At 62.8% G+C, this 21,702-nt stretch carries 20 protein-coding genes; 8 read left to right on the plus strand and 12 right to left on the minus strand.

Features of this window, described 5'->3' with window-relative positions; genetic code table 11:
- The first annotated feature begins 9 nt into the window (after positions 1–9).
- The 7 genes from A3722_RS17860 to A3722_RS17890 are packed head-to-tail and all read left to right on the plus strand — an operon-like array spanning position 10 to position 7,353.
- The gene (locus tag A3722_RS17860; protein ID WP_067628732.1) at positions 10–1,344 is read left to right on the plus strand and encodes an aromatic ring-hydroxylating dioxygenase subunit alpha; all 1,335 of its coding nucleotides are present in this window, start codon (positions 10–12) and stop codon (positions 1,342–1,344) included.
- Positions 1,341–1,820 (plus strand): aromatic-ring-hydroxylating dioxygenase subunit beta, encoded by a 480-nt coding sequence (locus A3722_RS17865; RefSeq protein WP_067628734.1) that lies wholly within the window; start codon positions 1,341–1,343, stop codon positions 1,818–1,820. The genes A3722_RS17860 and A3722_RS17865 overlap by 4 nt, the downstream gene beginning before the upstream one ends.
- Positions 1,817–3,442, plus strand: coding sequence for an AMP-binding protein (locus tag A3722_RS17870; protein ID WP_067628737.1), 1,626 nt, complete (start codon positions 1,817–1,819; stop codon positions 3,440–3,442). The genes A3722_RS17865 and A3722_RS17870 overlap by 4 nt, the downstream gene beginning before the upstream one ends.
- Complete coding sequence (locus tag A3722_RS17875) at positions 3,439–4,608, plus strand: thiolase family protein (RefSeq protein WP_067628739.1); 1,170 nt, start codon at positions 3,439–3,441, stop codon at positions 4,606–4,608. Before A3722_RS17870 ends, A3722_RS17875 begins: the two co-directional genes overlap by 4 nt.
- Entirely contained in the window at positions 4,605–5,852 is a 1,248-nt protein-coding gene (locus A3722_RS17880; RefSeq protein ID WP_067628741.1) for an SDR family NAD(P)-dependent oxidoreductase, read from the plus strand. The genes A3722_RS17875 and A3722_RS17880 overlap by 4 nt, the downstream gene beginning before the upstream one ends.
- Positions 5,849–6,631, plus strand: a complete 783-nt coding sequence (locus tag A3722_RS17885) for a cyclase family protein (protein WP_067628744.1) — start codon at positions 5,849–5,851, stop codon at positions 6,629–6,631. Before A3722_RS17880 ends, A3722_RS17885 begins: the two co-directional genes overlap by 4 nt.
- Positions 6,628–7,353, plus strand: a complete 726-nt coding sequence (locus A3722_RS17890; protein ID WP_067628747.1) for an SDR family NAD(P)-dependent oxidoreductase — start codon at positions 6,628–6,630, stop codon at positions 7,351–7,353. Before A3722_RS17885 ends, A3722_RS17890 begins: the two co-directional genes overlap by 4 nt.
- A gap of 9 nt (positions 7,354–7,362) precedes the next feature.
- Here the strand turns inward: A3722_RS17890 and A3722_RS17895 are convergent, their stop codons facing one another.
- Positions 7,363–8,235, minus strand: coding sequence for an NAD(P)-dependent oxidoreductase (locus tag A3722_RS17895; protein ID WP_067628750.1), 873 nt, complete (start codon positions 8,233–8,235; stop codon positions 7,363–7,365).
- A 180-nt stretch (positions 8,236–8,415) separates the two neighbouring features.
- Between A3722_RS17895 and A3722_RS17900 the strand changes: the two genes are divergently transcribed.
- Positions 8,416–9,912, plus strand: coding sequence for an aldehyde dehydrogenase family protein (locus tag A3722_RS17900; protein ID WP_067628754.1), 1,497 nt, complete (start codon positions 8,416–8,418; stop codon positions 9,910–9,912).
- A gap of 49 nt (positions 9,913–9,961) precedes the next feature.
- Here the strand turns inward: A3722_RS17900 and A3722_RS17905 are convergent, their stop codons facing one another.
- The 11 genes from A3722_RS17905 to A3722_RS17955 form a co-directional block, all read right to left on the minus strand.
- Entirely contained in the window at positions 9,962–11,245 is a 1,284-nt protein-coding gene (locus A3722_RS17905) for a TRAP transporter large permease (RefSeq protein WP_067628756.1), read from the minus strand.
- Positions 11,238–11,756, minus strand: coding sequence for a TRAP transporter small permease (locus tag A3722_RS17910; RefSeq protein WP_067628757.1), 519 nt, complete (start codon positions 11,754–11,756; stop codon positions 11,238–11,240). The genes A3722_RS17905 and A3722_RS17910 overlap by 8 nt, the downstream gene beginning before the upstream one ends.
- 67 nt (positions 11,757–11,823) lie before the next feature.
- A complete protein-coding gene (locus tag A3722_RS17915; protein WP_067628759.1) occupies positions 11,824–12,807 on the minus strand; it encodes a TRAP transporter substrate-binding protein in 984 nt (327 codons plus the stop codon).
- Positions 12,808–12,998: 191 nt separating this feature from the next.
- Positions 12,999–13,712, minus strand: coding sequence for a FadR/GntR family transcriptional regulator (locus tag A3722_RS17920; RefSeq protein ID WP_067628760.1), 714 nt, complete (start codon positions 13,710–13,712; stop codon positions 12,999–13,001).
- On the minus strand, positions 13,709–14,551 hold the full coding sequence (locus A3722_RS17925) for a sulfite exporter TauE/SafE family protein (protein WP_067628761.1): 843 nt from the start codon (positions 14,549–14,551) through the stop codon (positions 13,709–13,711). Before A3722_RS17925 ends, A3722_RS17920 begins: the two co-directional genes overlap by 4 nt.
- Before the next feature lie 4 nt (positions 14,552–14,555).
- Positions 14,556–15,317: a DUF1028 domain-containing protein gene (locus A3722_RS17930; protein WP_067628762.1), complete on the minus strand. Its 762-nt coding sequence runs from the start codon at positions 15,315–15,317 to the stop codon at positions 14,556–14,558.
- Positions 15,318–15,320: 3 nt separating this feature from the next.
- Positions 15,321–17,114 carry a gamma-glutamyltransferase family protein gene (locus A3722_RS17935; RefSeq protein ID WP_067628763.1) on the minus strand — a complete coding sequence of 598 codons (1,794 nt, stop codon included), beginning with the start codon at positions 17,112–17,114 and terminating at the stop codon, positions 15,321–15,323.
- Positions 17,115–17,125: 11 nt separating this feature from the next.
- Entirely contained in the window at positions 17,126–18,025 is a 900-nt protein-coding gene (locus tag A3722_RS17940) for an ABC transporter permease (protein ID WP_067628764.1), read from the minus strand.
- Positions 18,025–18,969, minus strand: coding sequence for an ABC transporter permease (locus tag A3722_RS17945; protein ID WP_067628831.1), 945 nt, complete (start codon positions 18,967–18,969; stop codon positions 18,025–18,027). Before A3722_RS17945 ends, A3722_RS17940 begins: the two co-directional genes overlap by 1 nt.
- A 66-nt stretch (positions 18,970–19,035) precedes the next feature.
- Entirely contained in the window at positions 19,036–20,550 is a 1,515-nt protein-coding gene (locus tag A3722_RS17950) for an ABC transporter substrate-binding protein (RefSeq protein WP_067628765.1), read from the minus strand.
- Positions 20,551–20,591: 41 nt separating this feature from the next.
- On the minus strand, positions 20,592–21,701 hold the full coding sequence (locus A3722_RS17955; RefSeq protein WP_067628768.1) for an ABC transporter ATP-binding protein: 1,110 nt from the start codon (positions 21,699–21,701) through the stop codon (positions 20,592–20,594).
- Position 21,702: the final 1 nt, after the last annotated feature.

Genomic DNA, 21,702 nt, shown 5'->3' on the forward strand with positions numbered 1-21,702 from the left:
GAGGAACTCATGGGACGTTACGACAGCCCGGCGGCACTGGCCGCTCTCGTGCAGCCACATCAGGTGCACCGCGATATCTACACCGACCCGGAGGTGTTCCAGCAAGAGATGAAGCATCTCTTCGCCAATGCTTGGGTCTTTGTCGGCCACGAAAGCCAGACCCCGAACAAGGGCGATTATTTCAGCACCCATATCGGCACCCAACCGGTCATTCAGGTGCGTCATTCCACGGGCGAGATCCATGTGCTGCTGAACCGCTGCCCCCACAAGGGCACCAAGATCGTGATCGACCGGCAGGGCAACACCGGCAAATTCTTCCGCTGTCCCTATCATGCATGGAGCTTCAAGACCGACGGCTGCCTTTTGGCGATCCCGCTCAAGAAGGGCTACCAAGATACCGGGCTGGAAGAGACCGACAGCGGCAAGGGCATGCGCAGCGTTGGCGATGTGATGAACTACCGCGGCTTCATCTTTGCCCGGCTCGCGGAAGAGGGCATCAGCTTCGAAGAGTTCTTCGGCGAAAGCCTGTCGTCACTCGACAATATGGTGGACCGTTCCCCCGCCGGACGGCTCGAAGTGGTCGGCCCGCCGCTGCGCTACATGCACCATTGCAACTGGAAGATGCTGGTCGAAAACCAGACCGACACCTGCCACCCGATGGTGGCTCACGAAAGCTCAGCCGGGACGGCGGTGAAGCTCTACGAAGAACTGGGCCTCCCCGAAGGCGCCCCCAAACCGCCAGCGATGGAGATCATCGCCCCCTTCATGTCGCCCTACGAATTTTTCGAAGGCATGGGCATCCGCACTTGGCCCAATGGCCACGGGCATACGGGCGTAAACCATTCAATCCACTCGGATTACGCCGCCATCCCCGGCTATTTCAAGGCGCTTTGCGACAGCTATGGCGAGGAAAAAGCCAAGGCGATCTTGGACGAAAACCGCCACAACACGGTCTATTTCCCCAACATCATGATCAAGGGGCCGATCCAGCAGCTGCGCGTATTCATCCCCCTCGCGGCGGACCGCACGGTGGTGGAAAGCTACATCTACCGCCTCGTCGACGCGCCGGATGAGCTGACCGCCCGCACCGCGATGTACAACCGCATGATCAACGCGCCGACCTCGATCGTCGGACATGACGATTTGGAAATGTACGAGCGCGCTCAAGAGGGTCTGATGGTCGACGGTTTGGAATGGGTGAACATCCAGCGCCTGATCGAAGACGACGAAGATTTTGAAGTGGAAGCGGTCGAAAACGGCACCACCGAACGCCAGATGCGCAACCAGTTTCATGCCTGGGTCAAGTTCATGACCATGGGCCAAACAGCGGAGGCTGCGGAATGAGCGTGACGCGCGAAACCCTGATCGACTTCATTTATGACGAAGTGCGCATGTTGGACGAGGGGCGCTATACCGAATGGCTCGACCTATGGTTGCCGGATGGGCACTATTGGATGCCGTTGGACTATCAGCAGAAAGACCCGATTAACGAAACGTCGCTGATGTATGAAGATATGTTCATGCTCAAACTGCGCGTCGAACGGCTTAACGGCGCGCGGACCTTCAGCCAAAAACCCAAAAGCCGCTGCCATCATGTGATCCAGCGTCCCTTCGTGGATGAGATGGACACGGAGGCGGGGCGTTTCGTCACGACCACCTTCATGCACTACGTCGAGACGCGGCTTGATGAGCAGCAGTTGCTCGCCGTCACCGCGCGGCATGAGTTGGCGCTGGTCGAGGGGCGTCTGCGCATCGCCAACAAACGGGTCGATATCGTCAATTGCGACGCGGCCTTTCGCAACATTCAGTTGCTGCCATGATCGCGCCAGAGATCGAAACGGTTTGCGCGGCGTTTGAGGACGCCGCCGCGCGGCATCCCAACCGCGCCTTTCTCAATGTGCTGCCAGAAACGGCGGAAATCTACGGCATCGCGGCGGGAGAGGTGAGCTATGCCGCAGCCGCGCGCGAGGTTGCGGCTTTGCGTGAAAACATGGCGGCGGCGGGCTACCTTCCCGGCCAGCGGGTCATGCTGCTGATGGAGAACCGCCCGGCGTTTTTCCTTTGGTGGCTGGCGCTGAACGGTTTGGGTCTGTCGGTGGTGCCGGTGAACCCCGATCTGCGCGCGGCGGAACTGAGCTATATGATCGACCACGCCGAGCCTGTTTTGGCCGTGGCGATCCCTTCACGTAGTGCTGACCTGCGCGCGGCGGCGCAGCAAGCGGGGCGCGACATGCCGGTGATTGCACCGGAGGTTCCCCTGCCCGCACCCGTCACGACCCAAACCATCGCGGCACGGCAGGGCGGGGCGGAGGAGGCCGAGGCGGCACTCCTCTACACCTCCGGCACCACGGGCCAGCCCAAAGGCTGCATCCTCACCAATACCTATTTCCTTGACGCCGGGCGGTGGTACGCCGACACGGGTGGCCTCTGCGCCCTGTCGCAAGACGGCGAGCACATGATCACGCCCCTGCCGATCTTCCACATGAACGCGATGGCCTATTCCTTCATGGCGATGATCGCCGTGGGTGGCTGCCTGACTGCGCTCGACCGCTTCCATCCCCGCAGCTGGTGGGCCTCTGTCCGCGCGGCGAAGGCGACCTGTCTGCACTACCTTGGCGTGATGCCGTCGATGCTGATGGGGGCCGACGAAGACGAAGCAGACCGCGATCACGCCCTGCGCTTCGGCTTTGGCGCAGGGGTGGACCCCAAATTGCATGCCGCCTTCGAGGCGCGTTTTGGCTTTCCGCTGGTCGAGGCTTGGGCCATGACCGAAACCGGCGCGGGTGCCGTGATCTGCGCCAACCGCGAACCGCGGCGCGTGGGTGAAAGCTGCCTCGGCGCGCCCGAAGGGGGGCTGGAGGTCCGGCTGCTCGACGATGCCGGGCAAGTGGCCGATCAAGGCGAGCTTCTGGTGCGCCGCGCCGGTGCCGACCCGCGGCGCGGGTTCTTTGCGGGCTACTTCAAGAATGCCGAAGCTACGGATGAGGCTTGGACAGATGGTTGGTTTCACACCGGCGACATCGTGCGCCGCGCCCCCGATGGTGCGATGTATTTCGTCGACCGCAAAAAAAACGTGATCCGCCGCTCGGGCGAAAACATCGCGGCGGTCGAGGTGGAATCGACCCTTATGCGCCACCCCGCCGTGGCCAGTGCCGCCGTGGCCGCCGTGCCTGACGCGGTGCGGGGGGATGAGGTTTTCGCCTGTATTGTACCGAAGGACGCAGGCGCTGACCCTGCCGTCTTGGCCCGTGAAATCACCGAATGGTGCCTCACCCAGCTTGCCTATTACAAAGCCCCCGGCTTCATTGCCTTTGTCAAGGCGCTGCCCCTGACCGCGACGCAGAAACTCCAACGAGGGGTGCTGAAAACGCTGGCCGCCGACCTGCTCGCCGACCCTGCCACGCAAGACCTGCGCGGGATGAAGAAACGGACAGCGGCATGAGGCGTCAGGGCTATGACGGTGTGGTGCTCGCGGCACCCACCTCGGTTCCCTACGCGCGCTACAGCACCGAGACCGCGCACTGGTGGATCGCCCGCGCCCTGCGCGAGATGTTGGGCGAAGCGGGGATCGCTCCGGGAGAGTTGGACGGATTTTCGGTTTCTAGCTTCTCGCTTGCCCCCGACACGCCGGTCGGGTTGACCCAACATCTTGGGCTTTCCCCGCGCTGGCTCGATACCGTGCCCACAGGCGGGGCAAGCGGGGTGATCGCGCTGCGCCGTGCGGCACGGGCGGTGCAAGCGGGCGACGTGGATGTGGTCGCCTGCGTGGCGGGGGACGCAAACCGGATCGACAGTTTTCGCACCCTGCTCAGCGGCTTTTCGCGCTTTTCGATGGATGCGACCTTTCCCTATGGGTTCGGCGGCCCCAACGCCAGTTTCGCGCTGCTGATGGACCGCTACATGCAAGAATTCAGCGCCACGCGCGAGGATTTTGGCCATATTGCGGTGTCGCAACGCGCAAATGCGCTGAACTATCCTGCGGCTTTAATGAAGACTCCGCTAACCTTGGCGCAGTATATCGACGCCCGGATGATCTCAGACCCCATCGCGCTCTTCGACTGCGTCATGCCCTGCGCCGGGGCCGAGGCATTTTTGGTCATGCGCGAGGACGAGGCCCTGCGCCGCGACCTGCCCTTCGCCCAGATCAGCGGCGCGATCGAACGACACAACGCCTATCCCGAAGACCCGATGCAACTGCGCGGCGGCTGGGGCATGGATATTGGGGAGCTCTACGAGATGGCGGGTCATGGGCCGGAGGGTGTCGACCTGTTGCAGACCTATGACGACTACCCGGTGATCTCGATGATGCAGTTCGAAGACCTCGGATTTTGCGCCAAGGGGGAGGGGGCCGCCTTTGCCCGACAGCGTGATCTCACGATCAACGGCGACTTCCCGCATAACACCTCGGGCGGGCAGTTGTCGGTCGGGCAAGCCGGGGCCGCGGGCGGCTATCTGGGACTGGTTGAGGCGATCCGGCAGGTGACGGGGCAGGCCGAAGGCACGCAGGTGGCGAACGCCCGGCGGGCGCTGGTCTCGGGCTTTGGCATGATCAATTATGACCGGGGCGTCTGTTCGGCGGCGGCGATCATCGAAGGGGGCGGGGCATGACCGAGCCATTGATGCCGCCGCAAACGAAGAACCCGCAAAAGCGCAGCACGGTGCCGACCCTGCCGCCTGCCCAACGCTCGCGCGCGGCGCTTGGGCTGGCGATTGCAGCAGGGCGCGGGCAGTTCGCCCTGCAGCACTGCGCGGATTGCGGCGCGGTGCAATATCCACCGCGTGATGCCTGCTGCAAATGCCTGTCGGTGGCGCTTGAGTGGCGCGAGACTGAACCGGCGGGCGAGGTGCTGGCCGAAACGACGATCCGGGTCTCGCCCGACCCTTACTTCCGCGAACGTCTGCCATGGCGCATTGGCACGGTCCAACTCGCCGCCGGACCGGTTGCGGTGTGCCATCTGCACGGCGATGTCGGGCGCGGCGATCACGTCCGTCTGGCGCTCAAATTGGACCGGGCAGGGCAGGGGGTCATGGTGGCCCTGCCGCGAGAGGAAAGCGAATTTATGCAAGACGATCCAATGCTGCGCGCAATGTCGAGCGACCCGAAACACCGGCGGGTGCTGATCACCGATGTCCGCTCCCCCTTGGCTCTGCCGCTGGCCCAAGCGGTTTTGAAAGCTGGTGCGGCGCAGGTCTTTCTGGGCGAGCCGGAACATTGGCGGCGGTGGGAAGGGCGCGCGGGGTTCGAGGGGATGGAGAACGTCAGCCTCATGCCGCTCGACGTGACCGATACCGCCTCGGTCTCGCGCCTTGCGGCAGAGATCGGCGGCAAGGTCGATATCCTCATCAACACGGCACAGTTCATCCGCCCCGGCGGGGTGTTGGGCAATGATACGATCTTTGCCCGCGAGGGGATGGAGACCAATGTGCTGGGCCTGATGCGACTGGCGCAGGGCTTTGGCCCGGCGATGGCGTCGCGCACGGCGGATGGTGTGAATTCGGCAGTGGCGTGGGTGAACATCCTGTCGGCGGGGGCCTTGGCGCCCGAGGCAGGGTTTGGCGGCTTCGATGTCTCGCAGGCAGCGGCGCGGTCGCTCAGCCAGACTCTTCGCGCGGAATTTTCCGGGTCCGGTCTGCGGGTGATGAATGTCTACTCCGGCCCGGTAGACGATGAATGGCACCAACCCCTGCCACCGCCCAAAGTCACCCCCCGCGCGCTGGCGCGGACGGTGGTGACTGGCCTGATTGATGGCCTCGAAGAGCTCGCCTGCGGGGATGTGGCCAAGGATGCTCTGGCCCGTTGGCTGGATGATCCGGCACTGATGGAACGTGAGATGCGGGGGAGCGGTGCATGAGCGATGCAATCACAGCACTGGCCGATGCGCTGGCAAGCGGCGCGGCGCGGGTCGTCGATCTGACACACCGGCTTGATCCCGATTTCCCGGTCATCGTGCTGCCACCCGAGTTCGGCCAATGCGCGCGGTTCCGGATGGAGGAGGTCTCGGCCTATGATCATCGCGGCCCGGCGTGGAAGTGGCATAACCTCACCCTCAATGAGCACACTGGCACCCATTTCGACGCGCCGATTCACTGGGTCTCGGGCAGAGACGTGGCAAATGGCGCGGTGGATGAAATCCCGGCAGAGGCCTTCATCGGCCCGGTCGTTGTGATCGACTGCTCCGAGGGGGCAGGGCAGGACGATGACTTTGAACTGACCCCCGAAATCATCCACGATTGGGAAGCCAAACACGGCGCGATCCCGGCAGACGTTTGGGTGTTGATGCGCACCGATTGGTCGAAACGCAGCGGCGCGGATTACCTCAACATGCGCGAGGACGGCGCCCATTCGCCCGGTCCCACACCCGCCGCGATTGCCCTTCTGTTGGAGCGCGGCATTCGTGGCTTTGGCACCGAAACCGTCGGCACCGATGCGGGGCAGGGGATGCATTACGACCCGCCCTTTCCGGCGCATTACCTGCTGCATGGGGCCGGCAAATACGGGCTGCAATGCCTGTGCAACCTCGACCAACTGCCGCCCACCGGGGCCATGCTGATCGCACCGCCGCTCAAGATCAAAGGCGGGACCGGCAGCCCCTTGCGGGTGCTGGCGCTGATACCGGGAGCGAGACCATGAGCAATTACACCGCCGTCATCACCGGGGGCAGCAAGGGCATCGGCGCCGATCTGGCGCAGCGGCTGCTGGAGCGCGGCTATCGCGTCGTCTCAATCGCGCGGGGCAAGCCGGAATGGGACGGGGAAGGCGTTGAGCATATCGAAGCCGACCTGCTCGGTTCCGCCTCCGTCGCTGCCGTGGCGGCCGATATCGCTGCGCGCTATGACGTGACCCATCTGGTGCATAACGCCGGTTTGATCTGGCCCAATCTGATCGAAGAGGCCAAGCCCGAAGACATCTCCGGTCTGGCGCAACTGCACCTCGGCTCGGCCCTGACGCTTCTACAAGCCTTCCTGCCCAACATGAAAAAACGCGGCTTTGGCCGGGTGATGTTCAACGCCTCGCGCGCGGCCTTGGGCGCCCCGACGCGCACGGCTTATTCGGCGTCCAAGGCCGGGATGATCGGCATGGCGCGCACTTGGGCGCTAGAGCTTGCGCCGCATGGGATCACCGTCAACGTCGTGGCCCCCGGCCCGGTGCAGACTGACAACTTCTGGGGCATCATCCCCAAAGAAAGCGAACGCGAAGCAGAGCTTGCCAAACGCATCCCGGTGGGCCGTTTGGGGCAAGTCGAGGACGTGACCAACGCATTTCTCTTCTTTTGCGACCCGGCCAATAGTTTCGTCACCGGCCAGACGCTTTTCGTCTGTGGCGGGTCGAGCATCGGGACGCTGACGCTCTGACCCTAGGGCTTACCCCTTGCGGAAATGCTGCACCAATTCAGGGACATAGGCATCGCCCGCGCCCTTTTCGACAACCTTGGACAAGGCACCATAGACCCCATCGGCAATCTCAACCTGCGCGCCCGCTTGCGCGGACATCTGGCGGTAATAGTCGAAATCCTTCAGCGCGTTGCTGATCGCAAAGGGCAGCGCCTCGCGGTCGCCGCTGACGATGAAGGGCGACAGCCGATCAAGCGCGACGCTGGCACCACCGCCATTTGCAAGCACATCGACAAAGCTCTGCGGATCAATGCCTGCATCTGCCGACTGCGCGGCGGCCTCGGCGAGCAGCGACATGAATCCAACCGAGACATAGTTGTGCAGCAGTTTCAAACGGTGGCCTGCGCTGACCTCGCCCACATGTTTGACCTCGTCGGTGAAGGAGGCGAGGACGGAAGAGACCTTTTCAACAACCGCCGCGTCCCCCCCGACCAGCAGGTTCAACTTCCCCTCATGGGCGAATTGCGCGGTGCGGGTCATTGGCGCGTCAACGAATTCGCCCCCCGCCGCTTTGACCGCCTCGGCCATCTTTACCGTCGAGGCGGGCAGGGAGGTAGAGCAATCGATCACAACCGCACCGGGCTTTAACCCGGCAATCACGCCGCCCGCACCGGTCAGAATCCCTTCGACCTGCGGAGAGCCGGTGACGCAGAGGATGATCACATCCGACGCGCCTGCCAGATCGCTGAGACTGTCATAGGCCGTGGCCCCCAGCCCGTCCAGCTCATCGGTCGGCTGGTTGCCGGGGTGGTCGAAATAGCCAAGCGAAAAACCCCCGCGCCGCATCACGTTGCGCGCAATACCGTGGCCCATCAGGCCGACACCGATCATACCGATTTTCATGGGCTTTCCCTCGCTTGCCACCGCCGCTCCTGCGCGCGGTTCCCTTGGGTAAAGGTCTACCCCGCCGCCCGCCACGGCGCAACGCGGGCGGGGCGGATTTTCTCGGCCAAACAGGGCTTTGTATATTTGAAACCGACACAGCGCTTGATAGGTATGGCGCATTGATTGCATGAGGCTGATATGACTTTGACCATCGACCCCCACCAGATTGCCCAAGACCTCTATCACGGGCAGTTCTGCCCGATGTTCATCGACGGCAAAGATGTACCCGCGCTGTCCGGTGAGGTGCTGAATGTGGTCGATCCCGCCTCAAACCGGGCGCTGGCGACGGTGCCGCGTGCCGGGGCCGAAGATGTCGATGCCGCCGTCGCCGCCGCGCGCCGGGCCTTTGAGGGGGCGTGGTCGAAATTCACGCCCTATGACCGGCAAGAGGTGCTTTTGCGCATTGCCGATGTGATGGAGCGCGATTGGGAAAAACTCTGCGTCTCTGACACCGCCGACATGGGCCTGCCGCTGGCGCGGACCATGGGCAACAAACGTCGGGTGATCGGGATGCTGCGGTTCTATGCGGGGCAGGCGGTTGCGTTGCATGGCGATGTGATCGAGAACTCAGTCTCGCAGTCGATGTTCTCTTTTACAACGCGCGAGCCGGTGGGCGTGGTGGGGGCAATTATCCCTTGGAACGCCCCGACCGCCGCCTCGATCTGGAAGATCGCGCCAGCACTGGCGACAGGCTGCACCGTGGTGTTGAAGCCCTCCGAAGACGCGCCGCTGACGCCCTTGATGATCGCGAAGTTGATGCAAGAGGCAGGCGTGCCCGATGGGGTGGTCAACGTGGTGACCGGCACGGGCCGCGAAGCAGGCGCGCGTCTGGCAGAGCATCCTGACGTCAACAAAGTGGTCTTCACCGGTTCGACTGCCACAGGCAAGACCATCGCCCGCGCTGGCGTTGAGAACCTCAAGCGGATCACGTTGGAGTTAGGCGGGAAATCTCCGCTGATCATCTGCAAGGATGCTGACATCGACAAGGCGGTGCCTGTCGCGGCGATGGCGGTCTACGCGCATTCGGGGCAAATCTGCATCGCAGGCTCGCGGCTGTTCGTGGCGCGAGAAATTCAGGATGAGTTCATCGAGAAACTGGCCGCTTTCGCGCGGGGGCTGAAGATCGGGCATGGCTTGGATGAGGGCACGGACCTCGGCCCGCTGATCAACCGTGTGCAGGCTGAAAAGGTCGAGAGTTATATCGCTGCGGGCAAGGCCGAAGGCGCCCGGCTGGTCACGGGCGGGGCACGGCCCGAGGGGGAGAGCTATGACGGCGGTAACTTCCTTGAGCCGGTGATCTTTGCCGATGTGACCGACGACATGACCATCGCGCGGGAGGAGATTTTCGGGCCTGTGATCTCGGTCCTGCCCTTCGACACGATGGAAGAGGTGATCGCGCGCGCCAATGCCACGCCCTACGGGCTGGCGGCGGGCATCTTTACCCGCGATCTAAGCACGGCGCACCGCACGGTGAAACGGCTGAAAGCGGGCTCGGTCTGGGTGAACATGTACCACGCGATCGACCCGGCGGTGCCGTTCGGCGGGCTCAAGATGTCGGGCTATGGCAAGGAAGGCGGCGTGGAGCACCTGCAGGCGTATTTGGATACCAAGGCGGTTTGGATTCAGACCGAGTAGGGAAACGCGACCGGCAGCACCGCCCGGCCTGATGCCGGGCGGTAACCTGTTAAAATCCGCTGACCTTCGGCAGCCATGTCGAAATTGCGGGCACAAAGGTCAGCAGCATCAACACGACAAAATTCGCCAGAAAGAACGGCGGCATCTCACGGATCAGCGCCGCAGGGCGCAGGTTCACCGCCGATGACACCACAAAAATCAGGCTCCCCACCGGCGGCGTCGTCAGGCCGAGCGTCAGGTTCACGATCACCACAATCGCAAAATGGTCCGGCGCGATGCCAAGCGCATGGCTGATCGGCGCCAAGATCGGCACCAAGATCATCACGCCCGGCAGCGGGTCCATGAACAGGCCAAAGAGCAGCAGCAACACGTTGACCGCCAAGAGAAACAGGATCGGCGACAACTCCCATGCGATGATCGTCTCGGCCAGAAACTGCGGCACGCCTTCGATCACCAGAACCCATGCAAAGGCCCGCGCCGCGCCAAGGATCAACAAAACGGCGGACGAAATCAGCGCGGCGCGCAGGATCAGCCCCGGCAGGTCACGCAGCCGCAGCGCGCGGTAGACGAAAAAACCGCAGAAGAGGGCATAGAACACCGCGATGACCGACGCTTCGGTGGGCGTGAAAATACCGCCCCGGATGCCGCCGACGATCAGCACAATCAGCCCAAGTGCTGGCAGCGCCATGAATGTATTGCGCCACATCTGCGCCCGCTCGGGGCGTGCATCCGCGCTGCGATAGTCGCGTTTCCAACTGACCCACCCGTTGGCGGCAAGACTGCCACAGGCCAGCAAAAGCCCCGGAATGACACCGGCCATAAACAGCGACCCGACCGAGACTTCCTGATCCTGCAGCGCATAGATGATCATCACGATAGACGGCGGAATGATCGGCCCCACCACCGCCGAGGAAATCGTCAGCGCCCCCGCGTAGGAGCGGTCATAGCCGCCTTTCTCCATCATGCGGATCATCATCGCCCCCGGCCCCGCCGCATCGGCCAAGGCCGAGCCGGAAATGCCTGCGAACATGGTGGAGGAGATCACATTAGCATAGCCCAGCCCCCCGCGCAGATGCCCGACGAACTGAGCGGCAAAGCGAAGCAACGTATGCGTGATCGCGCCGCCGGTCATGATCTCGGCGGCGAGGATGAAGAAGGGCACAGCCAAAAGCGGGAAACTGTCGAGGCCGGAAAACATCTCTTTGACGACGACGATCTGCGGATAGGAGCTGCCCAAGCCAATTGCCGCAAAAACCGAAATGGCCATGGCAAAGGCCACGGGCAGGCCCAGCACCATCAGCACGAAAAGCGAGATAAAGAGGATCTCAGCCATTGGCGGCTCCCGGCATGTTTTCGGTTTGGCCATCGGACTGATGGTAGTGGCCCGCCATGATGAAAGGCCGCGCGATCAGCAGCAAATGCACGATCAACAGCGAGAACCCAACGGGCATGGCGGCATAGACATAGCGAAACGACAGCCGCATCGCCGGAGTCATCTGGTACTGCGCGCGCTGCATATAGTCCCAGCCGACCTTGACCATAAAAGCGAAAAAGAACAACAGGATCAATACGATGACCCCGCGCAGGATGCGCTGCATCCGGGTGTTCATCACGTCGTGCAGATTGGTGATGGCCACATGGCCACCCTGCCGCAGGGCAAGGCCAGCCCCCAGAAAGGCCATCCAAATCATCAGGTAACGGGCGGATTCATCGGACCATGACAGCGAGTGATTGGTGCTGAACCGCAAAGCGACATTGGCCCCCACGACCAAGACCATCCCCGTCAGGCAGGCGATCACCACCGCGGCGTTCACCTTGACGAATAGCTGTTCCAATCTGCGCATGGTTTCCCCTCCCGTGCAAAACGGCCGGAAGCGCTGCTCCCGGCCGTCTGTCTTTGCGTCGACGCGCTTACTCGGTCGCGGCGATCTGATCGATCAGCTCTTTACCATAGGTCTCGTAGTAGCCTTCATAGGCGCTCTCGATCGAGGCGCGGAAAGTGGCTTTTTGCTCTTCGGTCAGCTCGTTGACTTCCATGCCGCGCTCTTTCAGCGTCTCTACGCCGCTCTGTTCGACATCATCAACGAAACCACGCATGGCGGCGACAGCCTCGGTCGCGCCCTTCTCAAAGACGGCTTTGTCTTCGTCAGACAGACCTTCCCAGAAGGGTTTGGAGACCAGCAACATCGCGGGCGAATACACATGGCCCGACAGCGTGAGATACTTTTGCACTTCGTCGAGTTTCACCGACACGATCACCGAGAGCGGGTTTTCCTGCCCGTCGATGGTGCCTTGCTGCAGCGAGCTGATGACCTCGGGCCATGCCATCGGGGTGGGGGCAGCACCGGCAGCGTTGAAGGCATCAAGGTGCACCGGGTTTTCCATGGTGCGCAGTTTCATGCCCGCGATGTCTTCTGGGGTCTCGATCGCGTTGCGGTTGTTGGTGATGTGGCGGAAACCCTGCTCACCCCATGCCAGCGCCACCATGCCGGCGCCGTCGAACTCGGCCAGAATGTCTTGGCCGATGGGACCATCAAGCACGCGGCGGGCGTGGTCAAGGCTGCGGAACAGGAAGGGGATGTCGGTCACACCGGTGGCGGGGACGAAGTTGCTCAGCGTGCCGGTGGAGACGATGGTCGCCTCGACGGTGCCAAGCTGCAGACCTTCGACCACTTCACGCTCACCGCCCAAGCCGGAAGAGGGGAAATGGCGGAAGCTGAACTTGCCGTCGGTCTCGGCTTCGACGACTTCCTGCCACTTCTGCGCCGCGACGCCGTAGTGGCTGTCAGGGGCGAGGGCGTAGCCGATCTTGACTTCGGTCTGGGCGCTCAGTGCTCCTCCGGTGAGCGCGGCCAAAGTGGCGATAATTGCCGTGGGCTTGGTGATTTTGAACATTTTGTATCCTCCAGCGATCTTATTAATAAGGTCATGAAATCTGCTAGCGCTGGACGCTCAAAATGGCAATGGGGTGAGGGCGCTTTGTGGACAATGAATCCACAGCGTTTTGAGGGTGGTTTCCTTCGTGATATGAGCGGACTCGATGCTACAACCCTTGACCACTTCAGCAGTGCTCAGGACTGACCCGGCTAGAGATCGAGCTCGATCTTGCGCACCCGGTCACGGAGCAGGGTTTTGGATACGGTCAGCAAATGCTGTTCCATCGCCGCGGCCGCACCGAGCGTATCGCGCCGGGCGATGGCGTCGTTCAGGGTCATGTGTTGTTCGCCAAGTATTTGTAACGTCTCTGGCGCGTGAGAGCTGCGGCGGCGCGAGGTCCAAGCCACTTCGCGGCGCACCGCGCGGATGGATTCGTAGACCGTGAGGAACAGCGGGTTCCGGGCCATCTCGGCGATCTTGTAGTGGAACATGTCATCCGCTGCCTCATAGGCGTCGGGATCACTGAGGTTCAGCGTGGCGCGCATCAACTGGTCCAGCCGCTCGATCTCTTGTGGGCGGGCGCGGTCGGCGGCGAGGGCGGCCAGCGCGGGCTCGACCTCAAGCCGGACTTCCATGACATCGCTTGGTGTCACTTGCCGGGCGAGGTGGCGCAGGCTGTCGGCATTGGTGGCGGGCGGCGGCGTGGCAAAGGTGCCTTGGCCGTGGCGGCGGTAGATCGTGCCATCCTCTTGCAGCAGGCCAAGCGCCAGCCGCAGCCGCGCGCGGCTCACGCCGAAATGCTCGGCCAATGCCCGTTCGGGCGGCATCCGCCCATCGTTCAGGATATCCCCCTGCCGGATCGCTCCGCGCAGCCGCTCGGCCAATTCATCTTCACTTGGGGCGGTCTGGGGGGGCTGTGTCATGTGTTAGAAAACGCTTCAAATAAATCAATGAACATACGCAATGACGTTACCATCAGGAAAATTCCAAAGGCAAACCGAAGCGCCCTTCGGGGGATGCTATGGGCCAATTTCACGCCCACATGGGCAAAGCTGCTGGTCAGCGGAATGATGATGGCCGCAGCGGCAAGGTTCACATAGCCAAGCGAGAAGGGCGGCAGCCCTTCGGCGCCGAGGCCCGTCAGCGCATAGACCACCGCGCCGGGCAGCCCGATGATAAAGCCGATTGCGGCAGAGGTGCCGACCGCGCGGCGGATGTCGTAGCCGAGAAAATTCAACAGCGGCACGCCAATGGTCCCGCCCCCGATGCCCATCATCGCCGACAGCCCGCCGGTGACAACACCCAGCACCGCCCAGATGGACTTGGCAAAGCCGCGCGGGGTGGGGTCGTCTTTGGTCTTGCGAAAGATCATGTCGAGCGCGACGAGCGCGGCTACGGTGGCAAAGACGCCGACAAGGATCAGCCCCGAGACGTAGCCTCCCAAAAGCGCGCCGATGACAACGCCAACCAAAAGCGACGGCGCCCAGAGTTTCAGCAGATCCATATCAATCGCGCCGCGCTTGAAGTGACCATAGCCAGAGGACAAAGAGGTAAAGACGATAGTCGCCAGCGAGGTGCCAACGGCCACCTGCATGGTAATCGCCGGGTCCATCCCCGCCGTCGACAGGGCAAGATAGAGCGCAGGCACAATCACAATACCGCCGCCAACACCCAGCAGACCCGCAAGGATACCGCCAAAAATACCGGCGGTCACCGCAATGGCGAGGAGGGGCAGAAGCTGGCCAAAATCGAGCGCGTTCATCGGGTTAATCTTTCTTTGTCTCTACATCTGTCGCCAGTGACCGGCTGGCTTTGCCCGCTGCTTTGCGCGCCTCTTCGGCCTGCGCAATTGCGGCATCAATCGGTGCGCGGTCCGAGGTGCCCGAGAAATTGTCGAGGCTCGGCATCGCTTCGGCCACATGGAGATAGCGCTCTCCTGCGACCTCAAGCAGCCGGTCAAGTTCGCCAAGCGGATCGCCATGGTCATCGACGCGCAGGTCGAGATAGGCGTGGTCCTGCCCGCGGTGGATCACCAGCCCCGCCGCCTGACGCCCGCGTTTGTCGCCGCCCGCCTCTTCGCCTGCGCGCATCGCGGCAAGCAGCCGTTCAGCCATCGGCAGATCTCTGCGGGCGGCATAGGTGTCGAACGTGGCCTCCACCACCTCCGGCCCGGTTAGCATATTGCCTGCAACGGAGTGGATCGTGCCAACGCGGTGCCCGGCCCAATCGACACAGCCCGCGCCAGTGTGGGCTGCGAAATTCCCCTCGGCGTCGAGCATGTGGCACTGGCGGATATCGCGCCCCGCATCGCGCGCGGCGAATTCCTTCAGCAGTGCTTCGGCGGGGTCGCCGCTTTCCAGCATACGCCGGCCTTCGGTCCCCCAAAGCGGATTGACGAAAGCCTGCGTCGCCACGGCGACACGGCGCCCGATATAGGGCACAGCAGCCCCGCAGGCGAAAAAACGGCTCGCCACGGCGATGCCGATCTCATGGCTTTCGGGGTCACGGGCGATGATGGAATAGGTCATGGGTCAACGTCCTACGGCATAGGCCTGCATCAGGCGGGGGGTCGCGGCGGCCTGAAGGCTGCCATCGGGATTGCGCAGCGCGGCGGTCATCCGCCCCACCGACCACGGCTCGGCCACGGTGACGATATGCCCCCGTGCGCGCAGCGCGTCGATCACCGCAGCGCCGACATTGGGTTCGATCATCATCTCGCCGGGCAGGGCTTGGCGGGGAAAGAAGCTGCTTTGAAAATGCATGGTATGGAACAGCGGCGCGTCCATGCCTTCTTGGAGGTCGATCCCGTGATGCACGAAACGCAGGAACCAGATCAGCTGCCATTGATCCTGCTGATCGCCACCCGGTGTGCCAAAAACCAACTGCCGCCCGTCTGAATGTTCGGCAAAGGAGGGGGTCAACGTGGTGCGCGGACGCCGACCGGGGGCAAGCGACGTGGGCAAGCCCCGCTCAAGCCAGAACATCTGCGCGCGCGAGTTGAGCGGAAAGCCCAAGCCTGGCACGACCGGATTGCTCTGCAACCACCCGCCCGAGGGCGTGGCCGAGACCATATTGCCCCAGCGGTCGATCACATCAAGATGTACGGTATCGCCGCGTTTTTCGGTCAGATGGGCCATCGTGGGCTCTTGCGGGGCGGCATTCTGGACGCCGAAATCACGGGCTGCGCGTTCGATATAACGCTCGGCCAAATGCTCCAACCCCGCGATCACGCCGGGGCGCTGCTCAAGGGACGCTTTGCCGTTCACCAGTTTCGCGCGCTCAGCGTTATAGGCGTCAGAGAGCAGTTCTTCCATCGGGATGATGCTCTGTTCGGGGTCGCCGTAGTAGGCTTCGCGGTCGGCATAGGCGAGTTTCATCGCCTCAATCACCGTATGGGTAAAGGAGGCGCCCATCGGGTCCATTGCGGCCAGATCAAAATGTTTGAGGATAGCGAGGGCCTGCAAAAACACCGGCCCCTGCGACCATGCGTGGGTCTTATGCACCGTCCAGCCGTGATACTCATACGTGAGCGTGTCTTCGTAGCTGGCCTGCCATTTGGCCATATCTTCGCGCGCCAGAAGGGCGCTGTTCTTTTGCTCGGACACGTCATGCACGCAGGCGTCTTCGAGGTAGTCGAAAATGGCATCCGCCACGAACCCTTCGGACCAGATTTTGCGCGCCGCTTCGATCTGCGCGCTCCGGTCTTCGCCCACGGCTTCGGCCTCGCTGACCAACCGTTCATAGGTGGCGGCCAGATCGGGGTTTTTAAAGTTGGCATTGGGCTCTGGCGCCGCGCCGCCGGGCGTCCAGACGGCGGCGGAGCTGGGCCATTCGGCGGCGAAATATTCGGCCAACCCCTTGATGGTGTTCGACACACGCGGCAGCACCGGATGCCCGTCGCGGGCATAATCGATCGCGGGCTGCAGCACGTCGCGCAGGGCCATGGTGCCATGGTCGCGCAGCATCAGCATCCAGCCGTCAAAGGCACCGGGCACCACCGTCGACAAAAGCCCCGAGCCGGGGATCAGTTTCAGCCCGAGTTCCTCGAAATGCTCGAGCTTGGCGGCGGCGGGGCTGACCCCTTGGGCGCAGACGACCTTGGTCGCCTTCTTTTCCGCGTCGTGAAAGATGATCGGCAGATCGCCCGCCGGGCCGTTCAAATGCGGCTCGACCACCTGCAGGACAAAGCCCGCAGCGGCGGCGGCGTCAAACGCATTGCCGCCTTTTTCGAGGATGCCAAAACCCACGGTCGAAGCGATCCAATGGGTCGAGGTGGTGACACCGAAGGAGCCGCGGATCTCGGGGCGGGTGGTAAAGGGGGTCATGTCGTCTCCGGTCAGTGTTCGCGCGGGTCCAGCGCATCGCGCAGACCATCGCCAAGAAGGTTGAAGCCAAGCACGACCATAAAGATCGCAATACCGGGCCAGAGCGCCATCCATGGCGCTTGATTGAGGAAGTTCTTCGCCGTGTTCAGCATCGACCCCCAAGAGGGCGCGGGCGGCTGCTGGCCAAGGCCAAGGAAGGAGAGCGACGCCTCAGCGATGATGGCAGTGGCGACGGTCAGCGTGGCCTGCACCAGCACGGGCGGCAGAACGTTGGGAAAGATGTAGCGGCGCAGGATGCGCGGGGTCGACAGGCCAATGGCCCGCGCGCTTTCGACGTAATCCTCGGCGGCGACGCTGAGCACTTGACCGCGGGTGAGGCGGATGAAGATCGGCGTGGCCGAGATGCCGATGGCGATCATCGCATTGGTCAAGCTCGGCCCGAGGAAGGCGGCGAGCGCGATGGCGAGGATCAGGAAGGGCGCGGCCAGCAGCGCCTCGGTGCAGCGCGAAATGATCGCATCGGTCCAGCCGCCGAAATACCCGGCAATGATGCCCAGAGGGACGCCAAGCCCAAGCGCGATGGCAACCGAAACGACCCCCGCCAGCAGGGATGCCTGAGCCCCCCAGATCAGCCGCGACAGCACATCGCGGCCCAATTCATCGGTCCCGAACCAATGCGCGGCGGACGGACCTTTGCGCACGGCGCCCCAATCGGTGGCGGCAGGGTCGGGGATGGGCAGCAACGGGGCCAGCAAAGCGATGGCGCAGAAGAAAACCACCAGCACGCCGCCCAGCATGGCGCTGCGGTGGTGGCGGAATTTCTTCCAGACCCGGTTTTCCGGACGGGCGGAGAGGACCGGATCAGCGGCGCTTTCGGCGTCGATGGTGATGGGGGTGGCAGGTTGGGCCATTATTGCTTCCTCAGGCGGGGGTTCAGCAGCACATAGGCGACATCGGCCAGCAGGTTCATAAAGATAAAGCCAACGGCGGTGACCAGCACGATCCCCTGCACCACGGCGTAATCGCGGTTGAACACAGCATCGACCACGAGTTTGCCAAAGCCGGGAATGGTGAAAATCTGTTCGGTCAGCACCGCGCCCGCGATAAGTTCACCAAACAAGAGCGCAGTCAGGGTAACGATGGGCGTCAGCGCATTGCGGAAGGCGTGTTTGAGGATAACCTTCCGCTCGACCAGACCCTTGGCGCGGGCGGTGCGGACGTAGTCACTGCTCAGCACGCTCAGCATGGCCGACCGCGTGTGGCGCATCAGCGTGGCGGCGAGTGCTGTGCCCAGCACGAAGGCGGGCATGATCATCACGGTGATGGAGCGGATGGGGTCTTCGCTCAGGGGCACATAGCCCGAGGCGGGCAGCAGCTTCCATTTCACCGAGACCAGCAGGATCAGCATGATCCCCAGCCAGAAGTTCGGGATCGACAGGCCCGAGAGCGCCACCACATTTGCAACATAATCGGTCACGGTGCCCTTCTTAACGGCCGAGAAGATCCCCGCAGGCACGCCGATCAGCAGGGCAAAGATCATCGCCATCGTCGCCAATTGGATCGTGACGGGCAGCTTTTCCCCGATCAGTTCGAGCACCGGCTGGTTGGTGCGCAGCGATATGCCCAGATCCCCGGTCAGCGCGTTACCGATCCAGGTGAAGTACTGCACCGGGATGGGATCGTTCAGGCGGTATTTCTCGCGCAGGAATTCCAGCACCTGCGGGTCGCGTTCTTCGCCGGCCATGGCCAGCACCGGATCGCCCGGCAGCAGCTTTTGCAAGGTGAAGACAAAGACCGAGATCAGGATGATCGTCGGGATCGCGATCACCAGACGGCGCAGGATGAAGGACAGCATTTGAAACGTCTCGCTCAGGGGAGGGGCACCGCCGGGACCGGCCCGGCGGTGCATATGGAGAAGGTTTTACCCTTCTTCTTTTTTCATACCTTCAAGGCGGATCATGCCATCAGGATAGGGGGTGAAGCCGGAGATGTCGGAGTCCAGCGCCCAGATCCATGTCTGGTGATAGAGGTACACGATCGGCAGCTCTTCGTTCAGGATCGCACGGGCCGCGGTATAGCTTTCGCGACGCACGTCTTGATCGTTGGATTTGCGCGCCTTGTTCAGCAGCTCATCCACTTCCGGGTTCGAGAACTTGGAATCGTTGATGCCGCCATCGGAGGTCATAAACTGGTGGATGTTGCCATCGGGGTCCACACGGCCCGACCAGCCGATCTGGCTCGCCTGATAGTCACCCGCCGATTGGTCGGCCAGCAGCGTCGCGAATTCCTTGGAGGTGATCGAGATGTTGATCCCCGCCTCTGCCGCCATGGACTGTACGACCTGCATCAGTTGCAGCGGGATCGTGGTGTTGGGCACCTGTACCTCAAGGTCGATCCCATCGGCAAAGCCTGCTTCGGCCAGCAGTTCCTTGGCCTTTTCTACGTCACGCTCAGGCACGGGGAAGTCGGTGCTGTACCAAGGCGAGTTCGGCGGGAAGGGCTGGTTGCCCGCGGCGAAGGCGCCGTTGAAAACGACCTGATTGATTGCTTCGCGGTCGATCGCATAGCTCAGCGCCTGACGCAGACGTTTGTCGTTGCCCCAAGGGTTGTCGCCCTTTTCGCCATTGGCGACATTGATGGTGATGCCTTGATAGCCCAGCGACACGGCGCTTTCGACCTTGACGCCGTCGTCACCTTCGGCCTGCGCCAGATCGGTTGCGGCGAGGCGTTCAAGCATGTCGATGTCGCCCGATTGCAGGTTCGCCAGACGCACGGTGGTGTCAGGGATCGGCAGGTAGGTCACGCTGTCAAAGTGGTATTCGTCGGCGTTGTAGTAGTCGGCGAATTTCTCCAGCACGATCCGGTCTTGGGCCACACGCTCATTGAACTGGTAGGGGCCCGAGCAAACCGGGTTCAGGCCAAAGTCATCGCCCGCCGCTTCGGCAGCTGTGGGGGAAACCATCATGCCCGCGCGGTCGGCGAACTGCGCCATCAGCGTGGCGTCGGCATCGGCCAGATCAAAGCGGATTTCATGGCTGCCCAGCACTTCGACACCGGTGATGGAGGAAAGCTCGGACTTGCGGCGCGAGGTCTCAAGGTTCTGGCTGCGGTCGATGTTGGCGGCCACGGCCTCGGCATCAAACGGCGTGCCATCGTGGAAGACCGCATCGTCGCGCAGCTTCATGGTCAGCTGTTTGCCGTCTTCGGAAAAGGACCATTCGGTCGCCAGTTGGGGGATGATTTCCAGATCAGGCGTAATGTCCACCAGCTTGTCGCAAAGCGAGGTATAGACGATCCGCCCCACAAAGGTGCGCGACTGGTCGGGGTCCAGCACATCGGCATCAGATTGTAGCGCGATGCGCAGGTCGGCCGCCTGCGCGCCGAGGGTCGTGGCCCCCAGCAGCGCGGCGGCGAGGGTCATTTTGGTCAGTGTCATATCGAACTCTCCTGTCGTTTCATTAAGTCTGTTTTAGCCTGTTATTCTTGGTCTTGGCGGGGGCGGAGCGTTGTCCGATCCCGCATGGCGTCTTGGTAAAGCGCAAAGCGTGCCGCCGCGCCGGGGGCACGTTCGGGCGCATCGGCAAGGCCGAGGTCCGGCGTCGCGGCGGCGATCTCTTCGAAATAGTGGCAAGCGGCGATATGACCGTCGCCTGCATCGGTTTCGCGCAGGGCAGGCGGCTCACTCGCGCAGCGTTCTTTGGCATAGGGGCAACGGGTGTGGAAACGGCAGCCCGAAGGCGGATTGGCCGGGCTTGGCATCTCGCCCTCAAGTGCGGTTTGCGGTGTGCGTGCACCATGCGCGGCAACTGGAATGGCCGAGAGCAAAGCTCGGGTGTAGGGATGGCGCGGGTGGTTGTAGACCGTATCGACATCACCCTGTTCGACGATCTGGCCCAGATACATCACCGCCACACGGTCGCTCATATGGCGGATCACAGCGAGGTCATGGGCGATGATCACCAGCGTGAGCCCCAGCTCATCGCGCAGATCGCCGAGCAGGTTAATCACCTGCGCCTGCACCGACACATCAAGGGCCGAGACAGGCTCATCCCCGATCACCAGCTTCGGAGCGGAGGCCAGCGCGCGGGCAATCCCGATCCGTTGGCGCTGGCCGCCCGAAAATTCATGTGGGTAGCGTTCCGCGTGCTCGGGGCGCAGGCCGACTTTGGCCAGCAGTTCCGCCACTTTGCCGCGCCGCTCAGAGGCGGACATTTTTGGGAAATGCGTCTCCAGCGGTTCGCCGACCAGCTTGCCGACGCTCATGCGCGGGTTCAGCGACGAAAAGGGGTCCTGAAAGATGAACTGCATGTCTCGGCGCAACGCGGTCAGGTCGCGCCCGGCAAGGCTGCGCACATCGCTGCCGTCAAACTGCACATCGCCCTCGGTTGGGGTCAGCAGTCGCATGAGCAGCCGCGCGAGGGTGGATTTGCCGCAGCCGGATTCACCGACGATGGCAAAGGTCTCTCCGCGGCGCACGTCGAAGGAGACACCATCGACCGCCTTGACCGTGGCCCCTTTCGCCAAGCCACCGCCCGAGGTCTTGAAATGTTTCTTTAGCCCGCGCGCGGTCAGGATCTTGTCGGTCATG

Source organism: Sulfitobacter sp. HI0027 (genome assembly GCF_001634775.1).
Lineage (GTDB): Bacteria > Pseudomonadota > Alphaproteobacteria > Rhodobacterales > Rhodobacteraceae > Sulfitobacter.

Bases quoted from the DNA above. Each gene is read 5' to 3' on its own strand.
- A3722_RS17860 (WP_067628732.1), top strand. From the start codon at position 10: ATGGGACGTTACGACAGCCCGGCGGCACTGGCCGCTCTCGTGCAGCCA.
- A3722_RS17865 (WP_067628734.1), top strand. From the start codon at position 1,341: ATGAGCGTGACGCGCGAAACCCTGATCGACTTCATTTATGACGAAGTG.
- A3722_RS17870 (WP_067628737.1), top strand. From the start codon at position 1,817: ATGATCGCGCCAGAGATCGAAACGGTTTGCGCGGCGTTTGAGGACGCC.
- A3722_RS17875 (WP_067628739.1), top strand. From the start codon at position 3,439: ATGAGGCGTCAGGGCTATGACGGTGTGGTGCTCGCGGCACCCACCTCG.
- A3722_RS17880 (WP_067628741.1), top strand. From the start codon at position 4,605: ATGACCGAGCCATTGATGCCGCCGCAAACGAAGAACCCGCAAAAGCGC.
- A3722_RS17885 (WP_067628744.1), top strand. From the start codon at position 5,849: ATGAGCGATGCAATCACAGCACTGGCCGATGCGCTGGCAAGCGGCGCG.
- A3722_RS17890 (WP_067628747.1), top strand. From the start codon at position 6,628: ATGAGCAATTACACCGCCGTCATCACCGGGGGCAGCAAGGGCATCGGC.
- A3722_RS17895 (WP_067628750.1), bottom strand. From the start codon at position 8,235: ATGAAAATCGGTATGATCGGTGTCGGCCTGATGGGCCACGGTATTGCG.
- A3722_RS17900 (WP_067628754.1), top strand. From the start codon at position 8,416: ATGACTTTGACCATCGACCCCCACCAGATTGCCCAAGACCTCTATCAC.
- A3722_RS17905 (WP_067628756.1), bottom strand. From the start codon at position 11,245: ATGGCTGAGATCCTCTTTATCTCGCTTTTCGTGCTGATGGTGCTGGGC.
- A3722_RS17910 (WP_067628757.1), bottom strand. From the start codon at position 11,756: ATGCGCAGATTGGAACAGCTATTCGTCAAGGTGAACGCCGCGGTGGTG.
- A3722_RS17915 (WP_067628759.1), bottom strand. From the start codon at position 12,807: ATGTTCAAAATCACCAAGCCCACGGCAATTATCGCCACTTTGGCCGCG.
- A3722_RS17920 (WP_067628760.1), bottom strand. From the start codon at position 13,712: ATGACACAGCCCCCCCAGACCGCCCCAAGTGAAGATGAATTGGCCGAG.
- A3722_RS17925 (WP_067628761.1), bottom strand. From the start codon at position 14,551: ATGAACGCGCTCGATTTTGGCCAGCTTCTGCCCCTCCTCGCCATTGCG.
- A3722_RS17930 (WP_067628762.1), bottom strand. From the start codon at position 15,317: ATGACCTATTCCATCATCGCCCGTGACCCCGAAAGCCATGAGATCGGC.
- A3722_RS17935 (WP_067628763.1), bottom strand. From the start codon at position 17,114: ATGACCCCCTTTACCACCCGCCCCGAGATCCGCGGCTCCTTCGGTGTC.
- A3722_RS17940 (WP_067628764.1), bottom strand. From the start codon at position 18,025: ATGGCCCAACCTGCCACCCCCATCACCATCGACGCCGAAAGCGCCGCT.
- A3722_RS17945 (WP_067628831.1), bottom strand. From the start codon at position 18,969: ATGCTGTCCTTCATCCTGCGCCGTCTGGTGATCGCGATCCCGACGATC.
- A3722_RS17950 (WP_067628765.1), bottom strand. From the start codon at position 20,550: ATGACACTGACCAAAATGACCCTCGCCGCCGCGCTGCTGGGGGCCACG.
- A3722_RS17955 (WP_067628768.1), bottom strand. From the start codon at position 21,701: ATGACCGACAAGATCCTGACCGCGCGCGGGCTAAAGAAACATTTCAAG.